Origin of the sequence: Legionella micdadei (assembly GCF_000953635.1) — a bacterium.
Taxonomy (GTDB): Bacteria; Pseudomonadota; Gammaproteobacteria; order Legionellales; family Legionellaceae; genus Tatlockia; species Tatlockia micdadei.
Genome location: NZ_LN614830.1, coordinates 3,177,759 through 3,193,837, shown reverse-complemented (window position 1 = coordinate 3,193,837; position 16,079 = coordinate 3,177,759). Strand labels below are relative to the sequence as shown.

The window sequence follows — 16,079 nt, the reverse complement described above, 5'->3', positions numbered from 1 at the left end:
GTTTTTTTGCCTGCTGATTCTGGGGGGGTGGGTTGCAAAGGGGGTGTGTGCTACCCAGCGGGATTTTCAGGTTTGGCCTAATTTGACTGTGATAAGTCGGTTTAGTCACGACGATACTACGCTTGGTCATGTAAGGTGCTGGTTGGAAGGACAAGAACGTATTGGTAATGACAGTAAACGGCTTACACAAACCTTATTACGACCTGGATTAGGTTATGCGATAACGCGCAATCTGAGCATATGGGTAGGTTATGCCTGGATTCATACAAACTTTCCCCTGACTACCAGTCCATTCAATGAAAATCGAATTTGGCAGCAACTCTTATGGGTAAAAACAACCCCGCATTTAACTTTTACCAGCCGCACTCGCATGGAGCAGCGATTTTTTCAAAATGATCCGAATAACAATAAAGTTGCTTATAGAGCGAGGCAGTTCACAAAAATTGCTATTCCATTAAAGGCCAATTCTAAACTCAGTTTTGTCAGCTTCGATGAGATATTCTGGCATAAAAATGATTACATAGGCAGAAATGGTCGGGGTTTTGACCAGAATCGGGTTTTTATCGGTCTTGGATACACAATTAATTCGAATGCAACAACAGAAATTGGCTACATGAATCAATTTATCCGGCGATTCGGGGTTCCTAATTTTCTTTCTAATGTGGTATCAGTCAATTTTTTTCTCAATTTTTAGGAATTGAAGCACCTTGAACAGGGAGGGATGTGTTTTTAAATAATGTAGAAACCCTTAAAAAAGTTAGAGTACTATCTTAGCAAAGTAACGATTGTAAATTTTTAGATAAGTCCCATCATTTTCCATATCAAGAAGCGCTTTATTAACACGCCCAATTAAATCAGATGATTTTTTGTTTGCCATAATCCCATAACCTATTCCCACGGGGATGCTCGATCCTAGGAGTTTAAACATAGTGCTATTGATTGAGACCCAATGCCTTGCTGTTTCTTCATCGGTAATAACGACACCCACTTTATTTTTTGATAGAGCCTGAAATGCGCTGGTAATAGCTGGGTACTCGATAATTTGCACAAGGTTATGAAATTTTTCCAAGACAAGGGCTTTAAACAGCGTGCCTTGAACAGAACCTACCCGTTTTTCTCGGATGTCTTCGATATTACGAATAGAGGAGGCGGTTGTAGTTACATATTGGCCGCTACTTGCTAAATAGGGTAAACTAAATAAAAATGTTTCTTCTCGAGATTCAGTGATACTGATAGCCCCCAGGCCCAAATCAATATTCCCTGCTGCTAATTCCGTAAATATTTTGATAAAATTCAAGGGAATAAAACGACAATCTGCTTGGATGCGATTGCAAATTTCAGTCATGATATCGATATCGAAACCAAAAAAATGTAAATCTTTATCAGCTTCAATCTCAAAGGGAGGATCATAGGGGAGAGTCCCTACGCGGATGATTTCAGCTTTTATAGGGGAGCATAGAAGCAGGGCGAGTAATAAAAACAAAAATCTCACACTTATTATCCTTTAAAGTTGAGCCATTATCGATTCTACTATAATGGCTTTAAAAGTCGACTCTTCCTAATTGTTTCAGAAACTCTGTGGTAAATAGTTACGATCCCAAGATAAAGGCAAGGAAGTGATGACAGACTCTGTCTTTTGTGCAACTATTCTGAGATTGGTTAAGCGGAGATAATTATGAAATTTATTTTATCTACTTTATTGCTTCTTATTGCTGGTGCGGTTAGCGCCGAAGATAAGATGCCTTCAGACTGTAAGCCTGTTGCAGTCAAGGGGGAGACATTGATGGTATCCGCGAAAAAGCCATCCTTAGTTATGATTCATAATTTATCTAATACTGATTTATGGATTACTCATCCAGTTTCCGATCCAGGTGCTAGTGCAGGCTGGAGCAGCCGATTACAAGCAGGCAATTGGTCTGCTCTTGCGCTGGATCAAAAGAATTTTGAGCTGAGTTGTATTGAATCGAAACCAGGCCATGAACAACAAGTTCCTTGTCAAGGGGTCATTGCAGTGTGCCGCTGGGCAAAAGTAACTTTGCCTGCAAAAGAAATTGGAACTTTTTGGGCGGGTGAAAATATGGTTCTTTCGAACTTAATGGAACATTTGGGAGGACGCGGATTTGAGTTATCCAGTTCTTCGGAATAATGTAAATTAAATTTTGTATAAAAGTGGTGAAAGTGAGCAAAAAATCAAAGGATCCTTTCTATAAAAGGGAAAAAGAAAAGTACGCGATACCCATACCCAGTCGCGAATTGATCATGCAAGAGATGGAAGACTTTGGTCGTCCTATGACTCGTAATCAATTAATGGCTAGACTTGAGGTAGAAAGCGAAAGCGAGCAAGAAGCGTTGGGTTTCCGTTTAAAAGCAATGCTGCGCGACGGGCAAATTATGCTGGATCGTCGCGGTCGTTTCTGTTTGTTGGGTCGTATTAATTTACAACGAGGCACTATACAAGGCCATCCGGACGGATATGGGTTTTTTATCCCGGAGGAAGGTGGAGAGGATATGATCTTATCTGCCAAAGAAATGCGAACAGTAATGCATGGTGATCTCGTACTTGCTTACCAATCAGGTGTTGATCGGCGCGGCCGACCGGAAGGGAAAATACATGAAATAATCGAACATGCCAATGCGACTGTAGTAGGCCGTTTTTTCACTGAACATGGTGTTGGGTTTGTCATTCCTGATAATAAGCGGTTGACTCAAGATATTTCCATCCCTTTAGAGTTTGCTGCTGGGGCTAAAAACGGGCAAATGGTATTGACAGAAGTGATTGCGTTTCCAAGCAAGCGTAATCAAGCAATCGGCAAAGTAATTCATATTCTGGGTGAGCATATGGCCCCAGGAATGGAGACTGAGGTTGCTATACATGCACATGGTATTCCCGCGGAGTGGCCAGAAGAAGTGCTAGCTGAAGTGGCTAAAATTCCTCAAAAAGTCACTGCTGATCAGTTAGAAGGCCGTGCTGATTTAAGGCATCTTTCTTTTGTTACCATTGACGGGGAGGATGCTAAGGATTTTGATGATGCCGTTTATTGTTACCAAAAACCTAAAGGCGGATATCAACTTTATGTGGCAATTGCCGATGTCAGTCATTATGTGACTGTTGATTCTGAATTAGATAAAGAAGCTGCGCGGCGTGGTAACTCCGTGTATTTCCCAAGTAGAGTGGTACCTATGTTACCCGAAGCACTATCGAACGGTATCTGCTCGCTTAACCCACATGTCGATCGCTTATGCATAGTTGCTGAGATGGCAATAACTCCTGATGGGAAAATAAGCCGTTCCCGTTTCTATCGTGCGGTTTTCCATTCTCACGCTCGGTTAACTTATACGCAGGTAGCCCAATGGTTACAGGATGGGAATACAGATGCTCAACATGAGGCATTATGGCCCTCACTGCAATCTCTTCATGCATTGTACATAACTTTATTAAAAGCGCGTAAACTCCGTGGAGCAATGGATTTTGAGACTACAGAAACTCGAATTGAATTTGATGATAAACGAAAAATTCAACGGATTGTCCCGATCATCCGTAACGACGCACATCGCTTGATTGAAGAATGCATGCTTGCGGCTAATGTAGCTACAGCACGTTTTTTAGAAAAAGCAAAATTACCTATTCTTTATCGTGTCCATGAAACGCCAGATGAAGATAAAATTGAAGCGTTACGATTATTTCTTGGTGAACTTGGATTGCAATTGGGCGGTGGTAAAAAGCCTCATCCTAAAGACTTCCAGAAGGTTTTATCGTCCATAGAAAATAGACCGGAGAAACATTTAATTGAAACGGTCATGCTTCGCTCCTTAAAGCAAGCTCAATACATCGAAGAAAATGATGGCCATTTTGGTCTCGCTTATTCTGCTTACACACACTTTACCTCACCGATTCGGCGCTACCCTGATCTATTGATTCACCGGGCCATCGCGCATCTGATTGATAAGGAGGGTATAGAAGAAAAATTCCATTACACTGCTGAAGAGATGAGTCGCTTAGGTAAGCACTGCTCATTCACGGAGCGACGTGCGGATGAGGCAACGCGCGAAGTCGTTGCTTGGTTAAAATGCGAATACATGCAAGATAAGCTCGGTCAGGTATTTCAAGGCACTATTTCAGCTGTAACCAGCTTTGGCATTTTTGTCGAGCTGAATGATATTTATGTGGAAGGTTTAGTGCACGTTACCTCTTTACGTAATGATTACTATGCTTTTGATGCCATTAAACATCGTTTAGTTGGTGAGCGTGGCGGCCATGTCTATCGTCTTGGTGATAAGATGAAAGTATTAGTCGCCCGAGTTGATTTGGATGAGCGTAAAATCGATTTTGAACCAGCAGAAAGTGGAATTTTCGATGACTGAGCATTATGTTTACGGTATTCACGCGGTGTCCGCTTTGTTAACCAATCCTCACAGACAAACTAAGAAAGTATATATCAATCAAGAAAGAACCGATAAACGGCTGCAGGATCTTCTTGATTTAGCCATTGAGCGGCAGATTCCCGTGGAAAAATTGCCGCAACAAAAAATGAATCAGCGCTTCGCTGACATTGCTCATCAAGGCGTGGTCGCGATTGCTGGCAATTTACGAGATTATAATGAGAGTGATCTTCCTAATTTGCTTATGGCTTGCAAACAGCCAAGTTTACTCTTGATCTTAGATGGAATCACTGATCCTCATAACTTAGGTGCTTGCCTGAGGACAGCCGATGCAACTGGTGTAGATTTTGTGATTATTCCCAAAGATAAAAGTGCCAGTATCACACCGGTAGTCAGCAAAGTTGCCTGTGGAGCAGCAGAATCTATCCCAGTTGTACGGGTAACTAATTTAGTTAGAGCGATAGAAACAGTTAAACAATCAGGGGTATGGGTTTATGGTGCAGCCGGTGAAGCATTTGAAACCCTCTATAATATTGATTGTCACTCATCAATTGCCATAGTGATGGGCGCGGAAGGTGAAGGCTTACGCCGATTAACGAGAGAGCATTGTGATGGACTATTTTCCCTGCCCATGCTAGGTAGCGTGGAAAGTTTGAATGTTTCTGTTGCAACCGGGGTATGTTTATATGAGGTGGTTCGTCAGCGGGAGAATCGATAAGCCATAACTCACCCTATTCCTCCAAAGAGGAATAGGTGAAGGGTTGTCGACTACTAGGAATGTTAGGTATTCTCAATAAACTGATGAATGGTTTTACTTAATCTTGAAACCAATTCGTCGATTTCTTCCTCACTAATAATCAGCGGCGGTAAAAGTCGAATGACAGTATCGTTAGTCACATTAAAAAGCAGTCCATTGGTAAGTCCTATTTTTCGGGCATCACTCGCTGGCCTATCAAGCTCGATACCTAACATAAAACCTCGCCCACGGATGCCCCGTACGTTTGGATGATTACCTAGTTCTAGCATGAGCTTTTCTCTCAAAAGGATCCCCTTTTGGGTAACTTGCTCACAAAGATTATCTCGTTCAATGACATCTAAAACAGTTAACGCAGTTGCACACGCGAGCGGATTGCCGCCGAACGTTGAGCCGTGGTTACCAGGTTTAAAAAGGTCGCATGCAGCTTCTTTCATTAAACATACACTAATAGGAATGCCGTTACCTAAACCTTTAGCTGTAGTGACAATATCAGGTTGTATGTTAGCATGCATATAGGCAAAAAATTTACCTGTACGTGCATTACCTGTTTGAATTTCATCAAGGATAAGTAGCCATTCATGTTCTTTGCAAAGTTGTGCTAAGGCTCTCAGGTAGGAGTCTTCAGCGACAAAAATACCTCCCTCACCCTGAATCGGTTCGATCATCACTGCGACCACATCATCACGATTGGTTGCGATAGTACGGATAGCATCGATATCGTTAAATGGTGCGCGAATAAATCCCGGAACCAATGGTTCAAATCCCGCTTGGACCTTGCGACTACCGGATGCAGTTAAGGTTGCCATGGTTCGCCCATGAAATGCACGTTCCATGACAATAATTGATGGTGTCTCAATGCCCTTCTTGTGACCGTATAAGCGGGTAAGTTTAATTGCCGCTTCATTGGCTTCAGCACCAGAGTTAGCAAAAAATGCCTGCTCCATATTGGCTAAAGCAGTTAATCTTTCAGCAAGTTGTTCTTGTTCTACAATATGGTAACCATTGGAAGTATGGAGTAATTTCTCGGCTTGTTTTTGTATTGTGCGGGTAACATCAGGATGTGCATGGCCTAAACCACAAACGGCAATACCGCTTAATCCATCCAGATAAGCCTTACCTTGTTCATCATATAACCATACCCCCTCGCCATGAGTGAAGGATATCGGTAAAGGGCTATAACTAGTGATTAGTGCCATAAAAAACTCCTTATCATTCATTAGACCTCTTGCGGTATTGGCTGTCTGTTTCTGGAGCGTGCCCACAATGCTGCAATCTTAGCGAAAATGGCTTGCCTCCTCTGTTTGGTAGCTCGAGAAGCAATCCCATTTTCGCAGAAGCTAGCAAATTGTTACCGCGCTCGAAGGCAAAAGGATCAATTTGTCTTGCTCAAAAACAGACCTTTTTAAGCCATATTAATTCCAGTTTAGAGCAAATTAGATTCGACGAAATCCCAATTAACCAGAGACCAAAATGCTTTTAGGTACTCCGGGCGCGCGTTACGGTAATCAATATAATAGGCATGCTCCCAAACATCACAAGTCAATAATGCCTGCTGGTTTTCCGTCATCGGTGTTCCAGCATTAGAGGTGCTGATAATTTTAAGTGCGCCATCTTTATCTTGGACTAACCAGGCCCAGCCAGATCCAAAGGTCGCAATAGCAGTTTGAGTAAATTGCTCTTTAAATTCATTGAAAGAATTAAATGTTTTAGCAATTTTGTCAGCTAATTTCCCTGTCGGTTCATCTCCACCTTTGGGGCTTAGGCAGTGCCAATAAAAGGTATGATTCCAAATTTGGGCTGCATTATTAAATATTCCGCCAGAGCGCGTTTTCTTAATGATGTCTTCTAAGCTTAAATTCTCGTATTCTGTACCATCAACGAGTTTATTAAGGTTAGTGACATAGGCATTATGGTGTTTCCCATAATGATACTCTAAAGTTTCTTCGGAAATATAAGGTGCTAACGCATTCTTTGCGTAAGGCAAAGCTGGTAGGGTAAATGCCATAAAAATCTCCTATAGTAGTTGAATTGATAAGTTTATCAGGATTCATTATAAGTACCAGGTCAGCTCCATGAAATGTCTGAGTAAAAAATTAGGTATAGGAAACTGAAAATACCGTAAGAAATTTATAATGAAAGATATCATTTGAAACACATAGAGCTTGTTACTCTAAATTTTATCTATCTTGTTTGCAAGCGACTAAAATTCGGCTTTTATTTTTTGCTAGTTGATTCATCTTTTAAGAAGTTAGAGATAAACCTTCTTTTTTGTGTTAGGGAAAATGGCCTAAGTTGCTAATTGACCTTATTTTCGCCATAATTAGGACTGTTTTTATTTTTTATAGGTGCTCTGGTGGATACAATTGAGAAAATCAAAAAGCAAATTACTGAAAATGCAATATTATTATACATGAAAGGTACTCCGAAAATGCCCCAATGCGGTTTTTCAGCGCGTGCTGTACAATGCCTTGATGCTTGCGGTGTAACCTTTGCTTACGTGGATATTCTTGCCAATCCAGACATCCGTCAGACATTACCACAATATGCTGATTGGCCTACTTTTCCCCAGCTATATGTCAAGGGTGAGTTGATTGGGGGTTCCGATATTATCATGGAGCTTTATCAACAAGGCGAATTGGAGCCATTATTGCGAGAAGCAGTATCATCGTGAAATAAGCATCATAATCATAAGAAAATACATTGCTTAACCAAGGAGAATATAGATGAGTGTTTTGGTTGGACGAAAAGCCCCAGATTTTACAGTTCCTGCTGTACTAGGTAATGGTGAGATCACTGATAAATTTAATTTACATGAGGAACTAAAAGGCAAATACGGTCTAGTATTTTTCTACCCTCTCGATTTTACCTTTGTATGTCCTTCAGAATTAATTGCTCTTGATCACCGTATGCACGAATTTAAAGCAAGGGGTGTTGCTGTAGTTGCTGTTTCTATCGATTCACAATTTACTCATAATGCTTATCGTAATACCGCAATCAAAGATGGAGGCATTGGCCCCGTTCAGTTCACTCTGGCTGCGGATGTCACTCATACAATTTGTCAATCTTATGGTGTTGAGCACCCAGTGGCTGGTGTTGCTTTTCGCGGTGCTTTCGTCATTGATAAAAATGGCATGGTTCGTTCACAAATTGTTAATGATTTACCGATTGGCCGCAACATTGATGAATTATTGCGAATCATTGATGCTGTACAATTTTTCGAAGAGCATGGAGAAGTATGTCCAGCAGGTTGGCAAAAAGGAAAAGCAGGCATGAAAGCTTCTCCTAAGGGTGTTGCTCAATACCTTGCTGAACATTCTGATAATTTATAATTTAGCTTGAATGCATTTTGCGCCAGGTGTTAACCATGGCGCAAAATAAGTCTGCAGTTTTTTCCGCATCATAAATGGCAGAATGAGCTTCCTTAGTGTCAAAATCAATCCCTGCAGCGTGTGCTGCTTTCGCCAAAACCGTCTGTCCGTAAATAAACCCTGCTAAAGTTGCGGTGTCGAAACAGGTAAATGCGTGAAAAGGAGAGGTAATTCCAGTTCGTTTGGCGGCTTCTTTGATGAATAGTAAATCAAACCAAGCATTATGACCTACTAACACAGCACGTTGGCATTGAGTCTTTTTTAGAGCTTTATTAACGGGTGCAAACAAATTCTCTAATGCTTGTTTTTCCTCAATAGCGAAACGAAGGGGTTGGAAGGGATCTACTTGGATAAATTCAAGCGATTTTTTATCCAGTTCAGCGCCTTCGAAGGGTAAAATATGCTCAAAATAAGTTGAACCGCGAACAAAAAAACCCTGTTCATCGAGCTCCACTAAAACAATACACATTTCCAGAAGTGCGTTTTTTTGTGGATCAATCCCTGCAGTTTCGATGTCAACTACCACTGGCAAAAAACCACGAAATCTATCTTTCAGTTCCTCACACAAAATGTGATCACGCCGACTCATAAACACTCCATTCCAGATTTTCTCCAGCCGCTACCGGCACTACTCGTTCATTTCCTAAAGGCAACGTTTCAGGAACGGATTGTGGCGTTTTTATTAATGTTAGTTCTGATTGGTTAAGTGGAAGCTGGTAAAATTCAGAGCCAAATTGGCCAAGGAAGGCATTAAGTTTGTTCAATTTACCGAGGTGATCAAAAATTTGAGTATACATGGCAATAGCATAGGGTGCTGAATAAATGCCTGCACAGCCGCAAGCACTTTCTTTATTTGCTTTAGCGTGTGGGGCGCTGTCCGTTCCGGCAAAAAATTTGGGGTTGCCACTTATTGCCGCTTTTTGCAGGGCTTGCTGATCACTTTCCCGTTTTAGAATCGGTAAGCAATAATAATGAGGTCTTATTCCTCCAGCTAATAGATCATTGCGATTATAAAATAAATGATGGGGTGTTATGGTCGCTGCTACATTATGAGGAGATTGCATAACGAAATCGACAGCAGTTTGGGTTGAAATATGTTCAAGAACAATTCGTAGTCTAGGAAAATCACGTAACAATGGAGCCAAACAACTCTCAATAAATTCAGCTTCGCGGTAAAAAATATCCCCCCGCGTTACCTCGCCATGAATTTGCAATACCAGATTTTGTTGCTGCATGATTTCAAATAAAGGATAGAGCGCGGTTAATGAACGAGCCCCTTCCTCGGAATTCGTTGTCGCTCCAGCAGGATAGAGTTTTGCCCCTAAGATGTATGGAAAAGTTTTAATGCTTGCGAGATCTTGAGGGGACACATTCTCATTAAGATAGAGGGTCATATAAGGGGTAAAATCAAAATCGTTTCCTAAGACAGTTAAAATCCTTTCACGGTAGGCAATTACGGCGTCTACCGTTGTAAGTGCCGGTTTTAAATTAGGCATAATCAATGCACGTGAAAAATAGCGGGCGGTTGCTGGTGCGGTGTGTTGTAAAACTAATCCATCGCGAAAATGTACGTGCCAATCGTCAGGGCGAGTAATAGTTAAGGTTTTCACATTAAAGGTTCCGGTAAGTTTGCCGATACCGCAAAGGATAACATGGTTCTAAGCTGGATGAGCAAAAAATGGTACCTACACTCACAACAAATGAGTTTTTAGCCCTCCTAAGTGTGTTTTTATTTTGCTCAAAGGCAAGCAAGATAAGAATCGTCCGTAAATTTCCTCTAGTGAGAGTGCAGCAGGAAAAGCAAAGAATTGATTTTCTGAACATACCAAAGTTAATCGAAAATGCAAAGGTTAATGTATTCTTTTGCTTAAGAATAATAATGCTGTCTATCCTTGCGCCAGTCAGTTTAGCTGGCCCTGTTACACTCTATTACACAAGTCCTATGGGTGAAGAAAATTGGCGGATGACTGGAAATCGCTTACGTTGTGGTTTGTCTTTAACTGTGCCTAATTACGGCATTGCTTATTTTGAGCAATATGCGGCAAAGCCAGCGCATTTCATTCTTACCAACTGGCAACAAGTTGCAAAACAACGTTCTGCGGTGGTTTTCGCTAAGCCGCCGGTATGGAAACCAGGAAAGCAGGTATACTTAATCACTAAAACATCAGTGAATCCAGGCGAATATGCAATCTATTTGTCGAGAGAGCCTGCAATCAAGCTACTAAACTATCTCTATGAAGGATACCAAACCAGCTTTCAATACCTATCAGAACAGGGTTTCCCTGTATCGGTATCGCTATCACCCATTCACTTTCAGGAAGTCTATTCACGTTATCAACGTTGCTTAGGCAATTTATTGCCTTTTGATTTCACTAGTGTGCGAATTTCGACATTGTTTTTTGAATCAGATAGCTTCGAGATAAGCGATACCGCCAAACAACAATTGCAAAAAGTTGCTCAATATTGTTTAGCTGATCATTTAGTAAAAAAAGTAAAAATTGCAGGGTATACAGATAATACGGGACGTAAATCATACAACAATGCGATATCGGAAGCTCGAGCAAAAGCCGTCAAAGAATATTTAATAAGCCTAGGTATACATGAAACTCGCCTGTCAGTGACATGGTATGGGGTTAAAAATCCCACTGCACCCAATGATACCGAAGCCGGGAAGAAAGTGAACCGTCGGGTAGTGGTTAAAATTATTAAATAAATCGCATCAGGGAATAATTTCTCGTTGTGTAGCAAAAAATCAAAAATTACGTCTCTTTAAAGTCAACGTTCCCCTGTTTATCCATGGAATCAGGTCGTCATTCTCCACTGTTGAATCCGCGAATCATTCCTGTGAGATAGTATGGGAGAGGTAATTATTTTGCTCTGTTTTATTTTTTTATCCTGTTCAAAGTGGGAGTTTTTAGGCAAAGAACCATTTAATAAATATTGTCTACATCACTTCTTTTCTGATACAGTAATGCAAGTTTAGTCAACCTATTGATTCCAAATAGTTAAATAGCTTGAAAAATTAATTGGCACCTAAGTCTAAGCTTTTTTAGTCTATTAAGCTTATAAACTAGCTCAAATGAATGGTGACGAATTAATTACTGTGAGCACAAAAGAAACATTGTTGACCTCAAAGCTAAATAATTTATCGAATTAATAGAGAAAATTTGTGGAAATGGTGTTGACTTTGATAAAGTAGCACTTGATAATCTGCCTATGTACGTTCTCGGATAGAGCGATGATTGCGTACTGTGGTCAATCCCATGATGTGGTTTGACGGCTAAACGGGAAATTAATAATAAAAAAGTGGAGATGAAGCATGTCATATTTGAAGAAAACAGCGGTAGCTGTTCTTGCTTTAAGCAGCAGTGCAGTATTTGCTGGCACCATGGGTCCTGTTTGTACCCCTGGTAATGTCACAGTTCCTTGCGAAAGAACTGCTTGGGATTTCGGTGTACAAGCCCTTTACCTAGATACTACTTACACCAACGGCAATGCTAACTGGTGGGGTGGTTTCGGCAACAGCTTCGATTCTGGCTTTTTCAGCGAGACTCGATGGAATAACAGCTGGCGTAATGACTGGAATTGGGGCTTCAAATTAGAAGGTTCTTACCATTTCCACACTGGTAACGACATTAATGTTAACTGGTACCACCTAACCAACAGCGACGATAACCACCACCACAATGGTTGGGGTTGGGACAATAACCGTAACAGAGGTCCTCGTTGGGACGCTGTTAACGTTGAGCTCGGCCAACACGTTGATTTCAGCGAGTGGAAAGTTATCCGCTTCCACGGTGGTGTTCAATACGCTAGAATCGCTGACCACCGTCGCAATGGCAACGGGTTTGGTGCATTCGGTTTAGGCGGATTCGGAGCTGGCTTTGCTGGATTTGGTCCTGGATTCGGTGCTGGATTCTTCGGTTTCAACAACTTTGGCGATCACCGCGAAGCAAGATTCAACGGTTTCGGTCCTCGCTTCGGTGCTGACATGAGCTACATGGTTGGCAATGGCTTCAGCGTCTATGCAAACGGTGCAACTTCCTTGTTGATCGGTTCTAGCAGACCTTCATTCCAATTCGACCCAGCATTCCCTGTGTCACTAGTTCCAGTTGCTGCAGGCTTCCCTGTATTCCCTGGATTCCTAGGTCTTCCAGGCGCTGGATTTGCACCAGCTGGCTTCGGTGCGTTCAGCACTCACCACAACAGAACTATTATGGTTCCTGAGTTGGAAGGTAAACTGGGTGCTAAATACACTTATGCTATGGCATCAGGTGATTTAACTCTGGATGTTGGTTACATGTGGGTTAACTACTTCAATGCTAGACACACTGTATTCAACCATGGCACTATCGTTGATGGCTTTGGTTTCCGCCGTCACTTGGGCTTCGAAGAGCGTTCAAGCAACGTTGCCTTCAACGGTCCTTACGCTGGTGTTAAGTGGGTTGGTAACTTTGTATAATTTGCCGGCTTATGCTGTATTTAAAGCCCATCACCAGTTGATGGGCTTTTTTTTAGATTAACGGAGTGATCATGTTGAAAAAAACAACCTTGGCAATTCTCAGCTTGGCTGTGAGTGGTTTTGCCTCCGCTGGAATGTATTCCCCTGCACCTGCCCCTTCGTGCACTCCAGGTGATGTAACAGTGCCTTGCGAAGCAAAAAAGTGGGACATTGGGGCACAGGCGCTTTATTTGCAGCCAACTTATACTAATGGCAAAGGTTACGAATTCAATCCAGAACATGGTTTTAACAGTGTCAGGCCCAGATGGGGATGGGGATACCGGATACAAGGGTCATATCATTTTCATACCGGTAACGACATCACAATGACCTTTATTCATTATGATAAGAATTCAGATCGAAATGGCTATGCTGGAGAAATCCCGTTCGCTTTTGCGTTCGAGCCATTCAGATTGCGCCTTGAAAATCAGTTTGATCAGGTTAACTTAGTGCTTGGTCAGCATGTTGATATGAGCGCATGGAAAAAAGTGCGTTTTTACGGCGGCTTACAGTTCGGTAAAATCCGAGTTGATACTACAAATCAATTTTTAGTAGTACCTCCTGGACTTGTTCGAAGATCAGTTTCAAGTTTACAACGATTCCAAAATGCTGATTTTGAGGGTGTTGGCCCAGTTGTAGGGGTAGACTATGCTTATAACCTATTTCAGGGTTTCAGTGTAACAGGTAACGCTGCAACTTCCCTTCTCTATGGCGTAAATCGCTATGTGTCAGGATATATTTCTGGTCCAAGTTTTGTGGTCAATGCGATTGATAGCCATAGCCAAAGAATAGTGGTACCCACTATGGAAGCAAAATTAGGTCTCAAATATACCCACGAATGGATTGAAGGGACACTTAATCTCGAAGGTGGTTTTCAAGCAATCAATTATTTTAACGCATTGGAAACAAGAAGGCCTTTTGGAGTGACCAACCATATTGCTAGCAGCGATTTCGGACTGTACGGCCCTTATTTTGGCGCAACCTGGGTCGGAAACGTTATTTAATTTCAAAGTCAAAATCATTTTAAGCCCATGCTCAATGGGCTTTCTTATATCAAAGATATACGGAATATTGACAAATTCTGACCACTAAGTTCGAATTCAAAGTACATTGGCTGCAACTTGGCTCAAAAAGCATCCTTTTTTATACAAAATTTGATTTAAATTTGAACTTTGAGATTGAGAAAAATGCCAACCCTAGTTATTCTATTGGAGCTTTTTCTCTTGAACATAGTTCGAAATTAAAGCTCAGTTGGAATAAAAAATGAGACGGATCTTTCCACTTTAAATCAGGAAGCAAAAAAATAATTTAGGAGTACGTTGTGTGAAATATAAAGCCCTAATATTAGCACTTTCTGCTTTGTCCAGCTCAATTTTTGCCGCTGATAATGAAGAGCTTCAGCAGGAAATTCGACGCTTACAAGAACAAACCAGACAATTGCAAAGCCAGTTGGATCGTTTGCAAAAGCAATTGGTTGCTCAATCAGTTATAAAACCGGCAGCTAAGGCAGCTGTAAAACGGAGTATAACGAAAAAATCACCTGTAGTGAAAAAAGGTCCCCAAGTAGCTGCTAAGGGTGATGTAACATCTAAAAATCAACAGCCTGTTACAACCCCAGCAGAAACTAAGAAGGGCAAAACTGTCCATGTCAGTCCACTAACAGTATACACCGCCCATGAAGACCACAAGGTAAAAGGATTTTATCCTACAGCGTTAATTGCGGATGGACGAGTGATTAGCTATATCGCTGGAACACCGGTAGTTAGTTCACCCTATCTTGGAGAACGGCCTGCTTTCGATGGCTCCGATTATATTGTGAATATTTCGAGTATTAATCGTGATATTCGGTTAATGGAGCAACGACGGCGGCTATACCGTGCTTACGAAAGCCTTGGATACCCAAAACCAAATATGCCGATTATCTCTATCAGTGGAAAAGCAGAACCGGTTGCGATTATCGACCATCCTTATGTTGGCAAATATGCCAGTGATATCAATTTAGGCTCCAGCGAGCTGGATGTTGCTGCGGCTTTAAATGATAAAGTCGAAGCATTTATATCCATGGCTTATGATGAAACACCGCCTCCAGTTGGACAGCGGGTATCTAACTCAGCGTTTAGCTTAAATATGGGCTTCGTAAACATTGGTAATTTAGATAAATCACCATTGTATTTCACCGCAGGTCAAATGTTTGTTCCCTTTGGCCGCTACTCAAGCTCAATGATCAGCTCTACCCTGCCCCAACGCTTAGCACGAACCAAGGCGAGACCATTTATCCTCGGGTATAAATCCCAAAATGATTGGGGGCCTTACGCGGCTGTTTATGGATTTAAATCCGACACCAACCTAGGGCACTCTGGTATAGGTGGTGTAAACTTAGGTTACACCATTAAGTCAGGTAAACTTTCTGGTGATTTAGGGGCGGGATATATAAGCTCCATAACTGACTCAACTGGAATGCAAGATAATGGTTCACAGCCTTTCACCACATTTGGAGGTTTTGCTTCCGATACAAATGGAAGTGAGTTAATCCATAAAGTACCTGGTGTTAATGTTCATGGTAATGTTAGCTTCGATCGGTACAGTCTGACTGCGGAATGGGTAGGTGTGTCTCGAAGATTCAGATTCCAAGATTTGAGCTTCAATTATAGAGGAGCTAAGCCACAAGCAGCGCAGTTCGAGGGAGGTGTAACCTTTATGGCCTTTAATAAGCCTGCCTCGCTTGGATTGGGTTACCAATGGTCAAAAGATACCCTGGCTTTACACTTGCCTAAACATCGTTTTAGTGGCGTTTTCAACATTTCGATATGGAAAGATACAGTTGAGAGTCTCGAATATCGTCATGATGTTGACTATAACATTTACCAATTTGCTAATGGTATTGCTCCACCTGGTTTAGTGAATCTGCCAACGTTTGGTACAGGTCGTAAGTCTGATGCATTAATTGCTCAAATTGGTGTGTATTTTTAATCCACTTAATAAGTTAACTTGCCTCACTTTTCCCGCGGTTAAACCCGCGGGTGCCTATAAATTACTGCTATGCTTATCCACATACAAAGAGTAAAAAGGTTGT

The 16,079-nt window shown here is 41.6% G+C and carries 15 protein-coding genes; 10 read left to right on the top strand and 5 right to left on the bottom strand.

The features are described 5' to 3' along the window. The first annotated feature begins 43 nt into the window (after positions 1-43). The gene (locus LMI_RS14235; RefSeq protein ID WP_256324287.1) at positions 44-694 is read left to right on the top strand and encodes a DUF2490 domain-containing protein; all 651 of its coding nucleotides are present in this window, start codon (positions 44-46) and stop codon (positions 692-694) included. 63 nt (positions 695-757) lie between these two features. On the opposite strand, the gene LMI_RS14230 is transcribed toward LMI_RS14235, so the two are convergent. Then, the gene (locus LMI_RS14230) at positions 758-1,492 is read right to left on the bottom strand and encodes a transporter substrate-binding domain-containing protein (protein ID WP_045100378.1); all 735 of its coding nucleotides are present in this window, start codon (positions 1,490-1,492) and stop codon (positions 758-760) included. 183 nt (positions 1,493-1,675) lie between these two features. Here LMI_RS14230 and LMI_RS14225 point away from each other — a divergent pair, with 183 nt between their 5' ends. From LMI_RS14225 to rlmB, 3 genes are read left to right on the top strand one after another with little or no spacing between them, the layout of a single operon-like run. Beyond that, a complete protein-coding gene (locus LMI_RS14225) occupies positions 1,676-2,146 on the top strand; it encodes a hypothetical protein (protein ID WP_045100377.1) in 471 nt (156 codons plus the stop codon). A 32-nt stretch (positions 2,147-2,178) separates the two neighbouring features. Beyond that, positions 2,179-4,362, top strand: coding sequence for a ribonuclease R (gene rnr, locus LMI_RS14220; protein WP_045100376.1), 2,184 nt, complete (start codon positions 2,179-2,181; stop codon positions 4,360-4,362). Further along, positions 4,355-5,098: a 23S rRNA (guanosine(2251)-2'-O)-methyltransferase RlmB gene (rlmB, locus tag LMI_RS14215; RefSeq protein WP_045100375.1), complete on the top strand. Its 744-nt coding sequence runs from the start codon at positions 4,355-4,357 to the stop codon at positions 5,096-5,098. The genes rnr and rlmB overlap by 8 nt, the downstream gene beginning before the upstream one ends. A gap of 62 nt (positions 5,099-5,160) precedes the next feature. On the opposite strand, the gene LMI_RS14210 is transcribed toward rlmB, so the two are convergent. Beyond that, positions 5,161-6,333 (bottom strand): aspartate aminotransferase family protein, encoded by a 1,173-nt coding sequence (locus LMI_RS14210; RefSeq protein ID WP_045100374.1) that lies wholly within the window; start codon positions 6,331-6,333, stop codon positions 5,161-5,163. A gap of 227 nt (positions 6,334-6,560) precedes the next feature. After that, entirely contained in the window at positions 6,561-7,142 is a 582-nt protein-coding gene (locus tag LMI_RS14205; protein WP_045100373.1) for a superoxide dismutase, read from the bottom strand. A gap of 348 nt (positions 7,143-7,490) precedes the next feature. Here LMI_RS14205 and grxD point away from each other — a divergent pair, with 348 nt between their 5' ends. Together grxD and LMI_RS14195 are read left to right on the top strand one after the other, a co-directional pair. Continuing rightward, positions 7,491-7,808, top strand: a complete 318-nt coding sequence (gene grxD / locus LMI_RS14200; RefSeq protein WP_045100372.1) for a Grx4 family monothiol glutaredoxin — start codon at positions 7,491-7,493, stop codon at positions 7,806-7,808. A gap of 52 nt (positions 7,809-7,860) precedes the next feature. After that, on the top strand, positions 7,861-8,466 hold the full coding sequence (locus LMI_RS14195; protein WP_045100371.1) for a peroxiredoxin: 606 nt from the start codon (positions 7,861-7,863) through the stop codon (positions 8,464-8,466). Between the two features lies 1 nt (position 8,467). Here the strand turns inward: LMI_RS14195 and rnt are convergent, their stop codons facing one another. Beyond that, positions 8,468-9,094: a ribonuclease T gene (gene rnt, locus LMI_RS14190; protein ID WP_045100370.1), complete on the bottom strand. Its 627-nt coding sequence runs from the start codon at positions 9,092-9,094 to the stop codon at positions 8,468-8,470. Next, positions 9,081-10,115 (bottom strand): dihydroorotase, encoded by a 1,035-nt coding sequence (gene pyrC, locus LMI_RS14185; RefSeq protein ID WP_045100369.1) that lies wholly within the window; start codon positions 10,113-10,115, stop codon positions 9,081-9,083. Before pyrC ends, rnt begins: the two co-directional genes overlap by 14 nt. 269 nt (positions 10,116-10,384) lie before the next feature. On the opposite strand from pyrC, the gene LMI_RS14180 reads away from it, so the two are divergent. The 4 genes from LMI_RS14180 (at position 10,385) to LMI_RS14165 (ending at position 15,976) form a co-directional block, all read left to right on the top strand. After that, on the top strand, positions 10,385-11,218 hold the full coding sequence (locus LMI_RS14180; RefSeq protein WP_045100807.1) for a flagellar protein MotY: 834 nt from the start codon (positions 10,385-10,387) through the stop codon (positions 11,216-11,218). Positions 11,219-11,824: 606 nt separating this feature from the next. Further along, complete coding sequence (locus LMI_RS14175) at positions 11,825-12,967, top strand: Lpg1974 family pore-forming outer membrane protein (protein ID WP_045100368.1); 1,143 nt, start codon at positions 11,825-11,827, stop codon at positions 12,965-12,967. 71 nt (positions 12,968-13,038) lie between these two features. Then, the gene (locus LMI_RS14170) at positions 13,039-14,010 is read left to right on the top strand and encodes an Lpg1974 family pore-forming outer membrane protein (RefSeq protein ID WP_045100367.1); all 972 of its coding nucleotides are present in this window, start codon (positions 13,039-13,041) and stop codon (positions 14,008-14,010) included. Positions 14,011-14,329: 319 nt separating this feature from the next. Further along, positions 14,330-15,976, top strand: a complete 1,647-nt coding sequence (locus LMI_RS14165) for an LbtU family siderophore porin (protein WP_045100366.1) — start codon at positions 14,330-14,332, stop codon at positions 15,974-15,976. The last annotated feature ends 103 nt before the right edge of the window (positions 15,977-16,079 follow it).

What these genes read in the sequence shown, in the direction of transcription:
- LMI_RS14225 (WP_045100377.1), top strand. Translation starts at nt 1,676, where the DNA reads ATGAAATTTATTTTATCTACTTTATTGCTTCTTATTGCTGGTGCGGTT.
- rlmB (WP_045100375.1), top strand. Translation starts at nt 4,355, where the DNA reads ATGACTGAGCATTATGTTTACGGTATTCACGCGGTGTCCGCTTTGTTA.
- LMI_RS14210 (WP_045100374.1), bottom strand. Translation starts at nt 6,333, where the DNA reads ATGGCACTAATCACTAGTTATAGCCCTTTACCGATATCCTTCACTCAT.
- LMI_RS14205 (WP_045100373.1), bottom strand. Translation starts at nt 7,142, where the DNA reads ATGGCATTTACCCTACCAGCTTTGCCTTACGCAAAGAATGCGTTAGCA.
- LMI_RS14195 (WP_045100371.1), top strand. Translation starts at nt 7,861, where the DNA reads ATGAGTGTTTTGGTTGGACGAAAAGCCCCAGATTTTACAGTTCCTGCT.
- rnt (WP_045100370.1), bottom strand. Translation starts at nt 9,094, where the DNA reads ATGAGTCGGCGTGATCACATTTTGTGTGAGGAACTGAAAGATAGATTT.
- LMI_RS14180 (WP_045100807.1), top strand. Translation starts at nt 10,385, where the DNA reads ATGCTGTCTATCCTTGCGCCAGTCAGTTTAGCTGGCCCTGTTACACTC.
- LMI_RS14175 (WP_045100368.1), top strand. Translation starts at nt 11,825, where the DNA reads ATGTCATATTTGAAGAAAACAGCGGTAGCTGTTCTTGCTTTAAGCAGC.
- LMI_RS14170 (WP_045100367.1), top strand. Translation starts at nt 13,039, where the DNA reads ATGTTGAAAAAAACAACCTTGGCAATTCTCAGCTTGGCTGTGAGTGGT.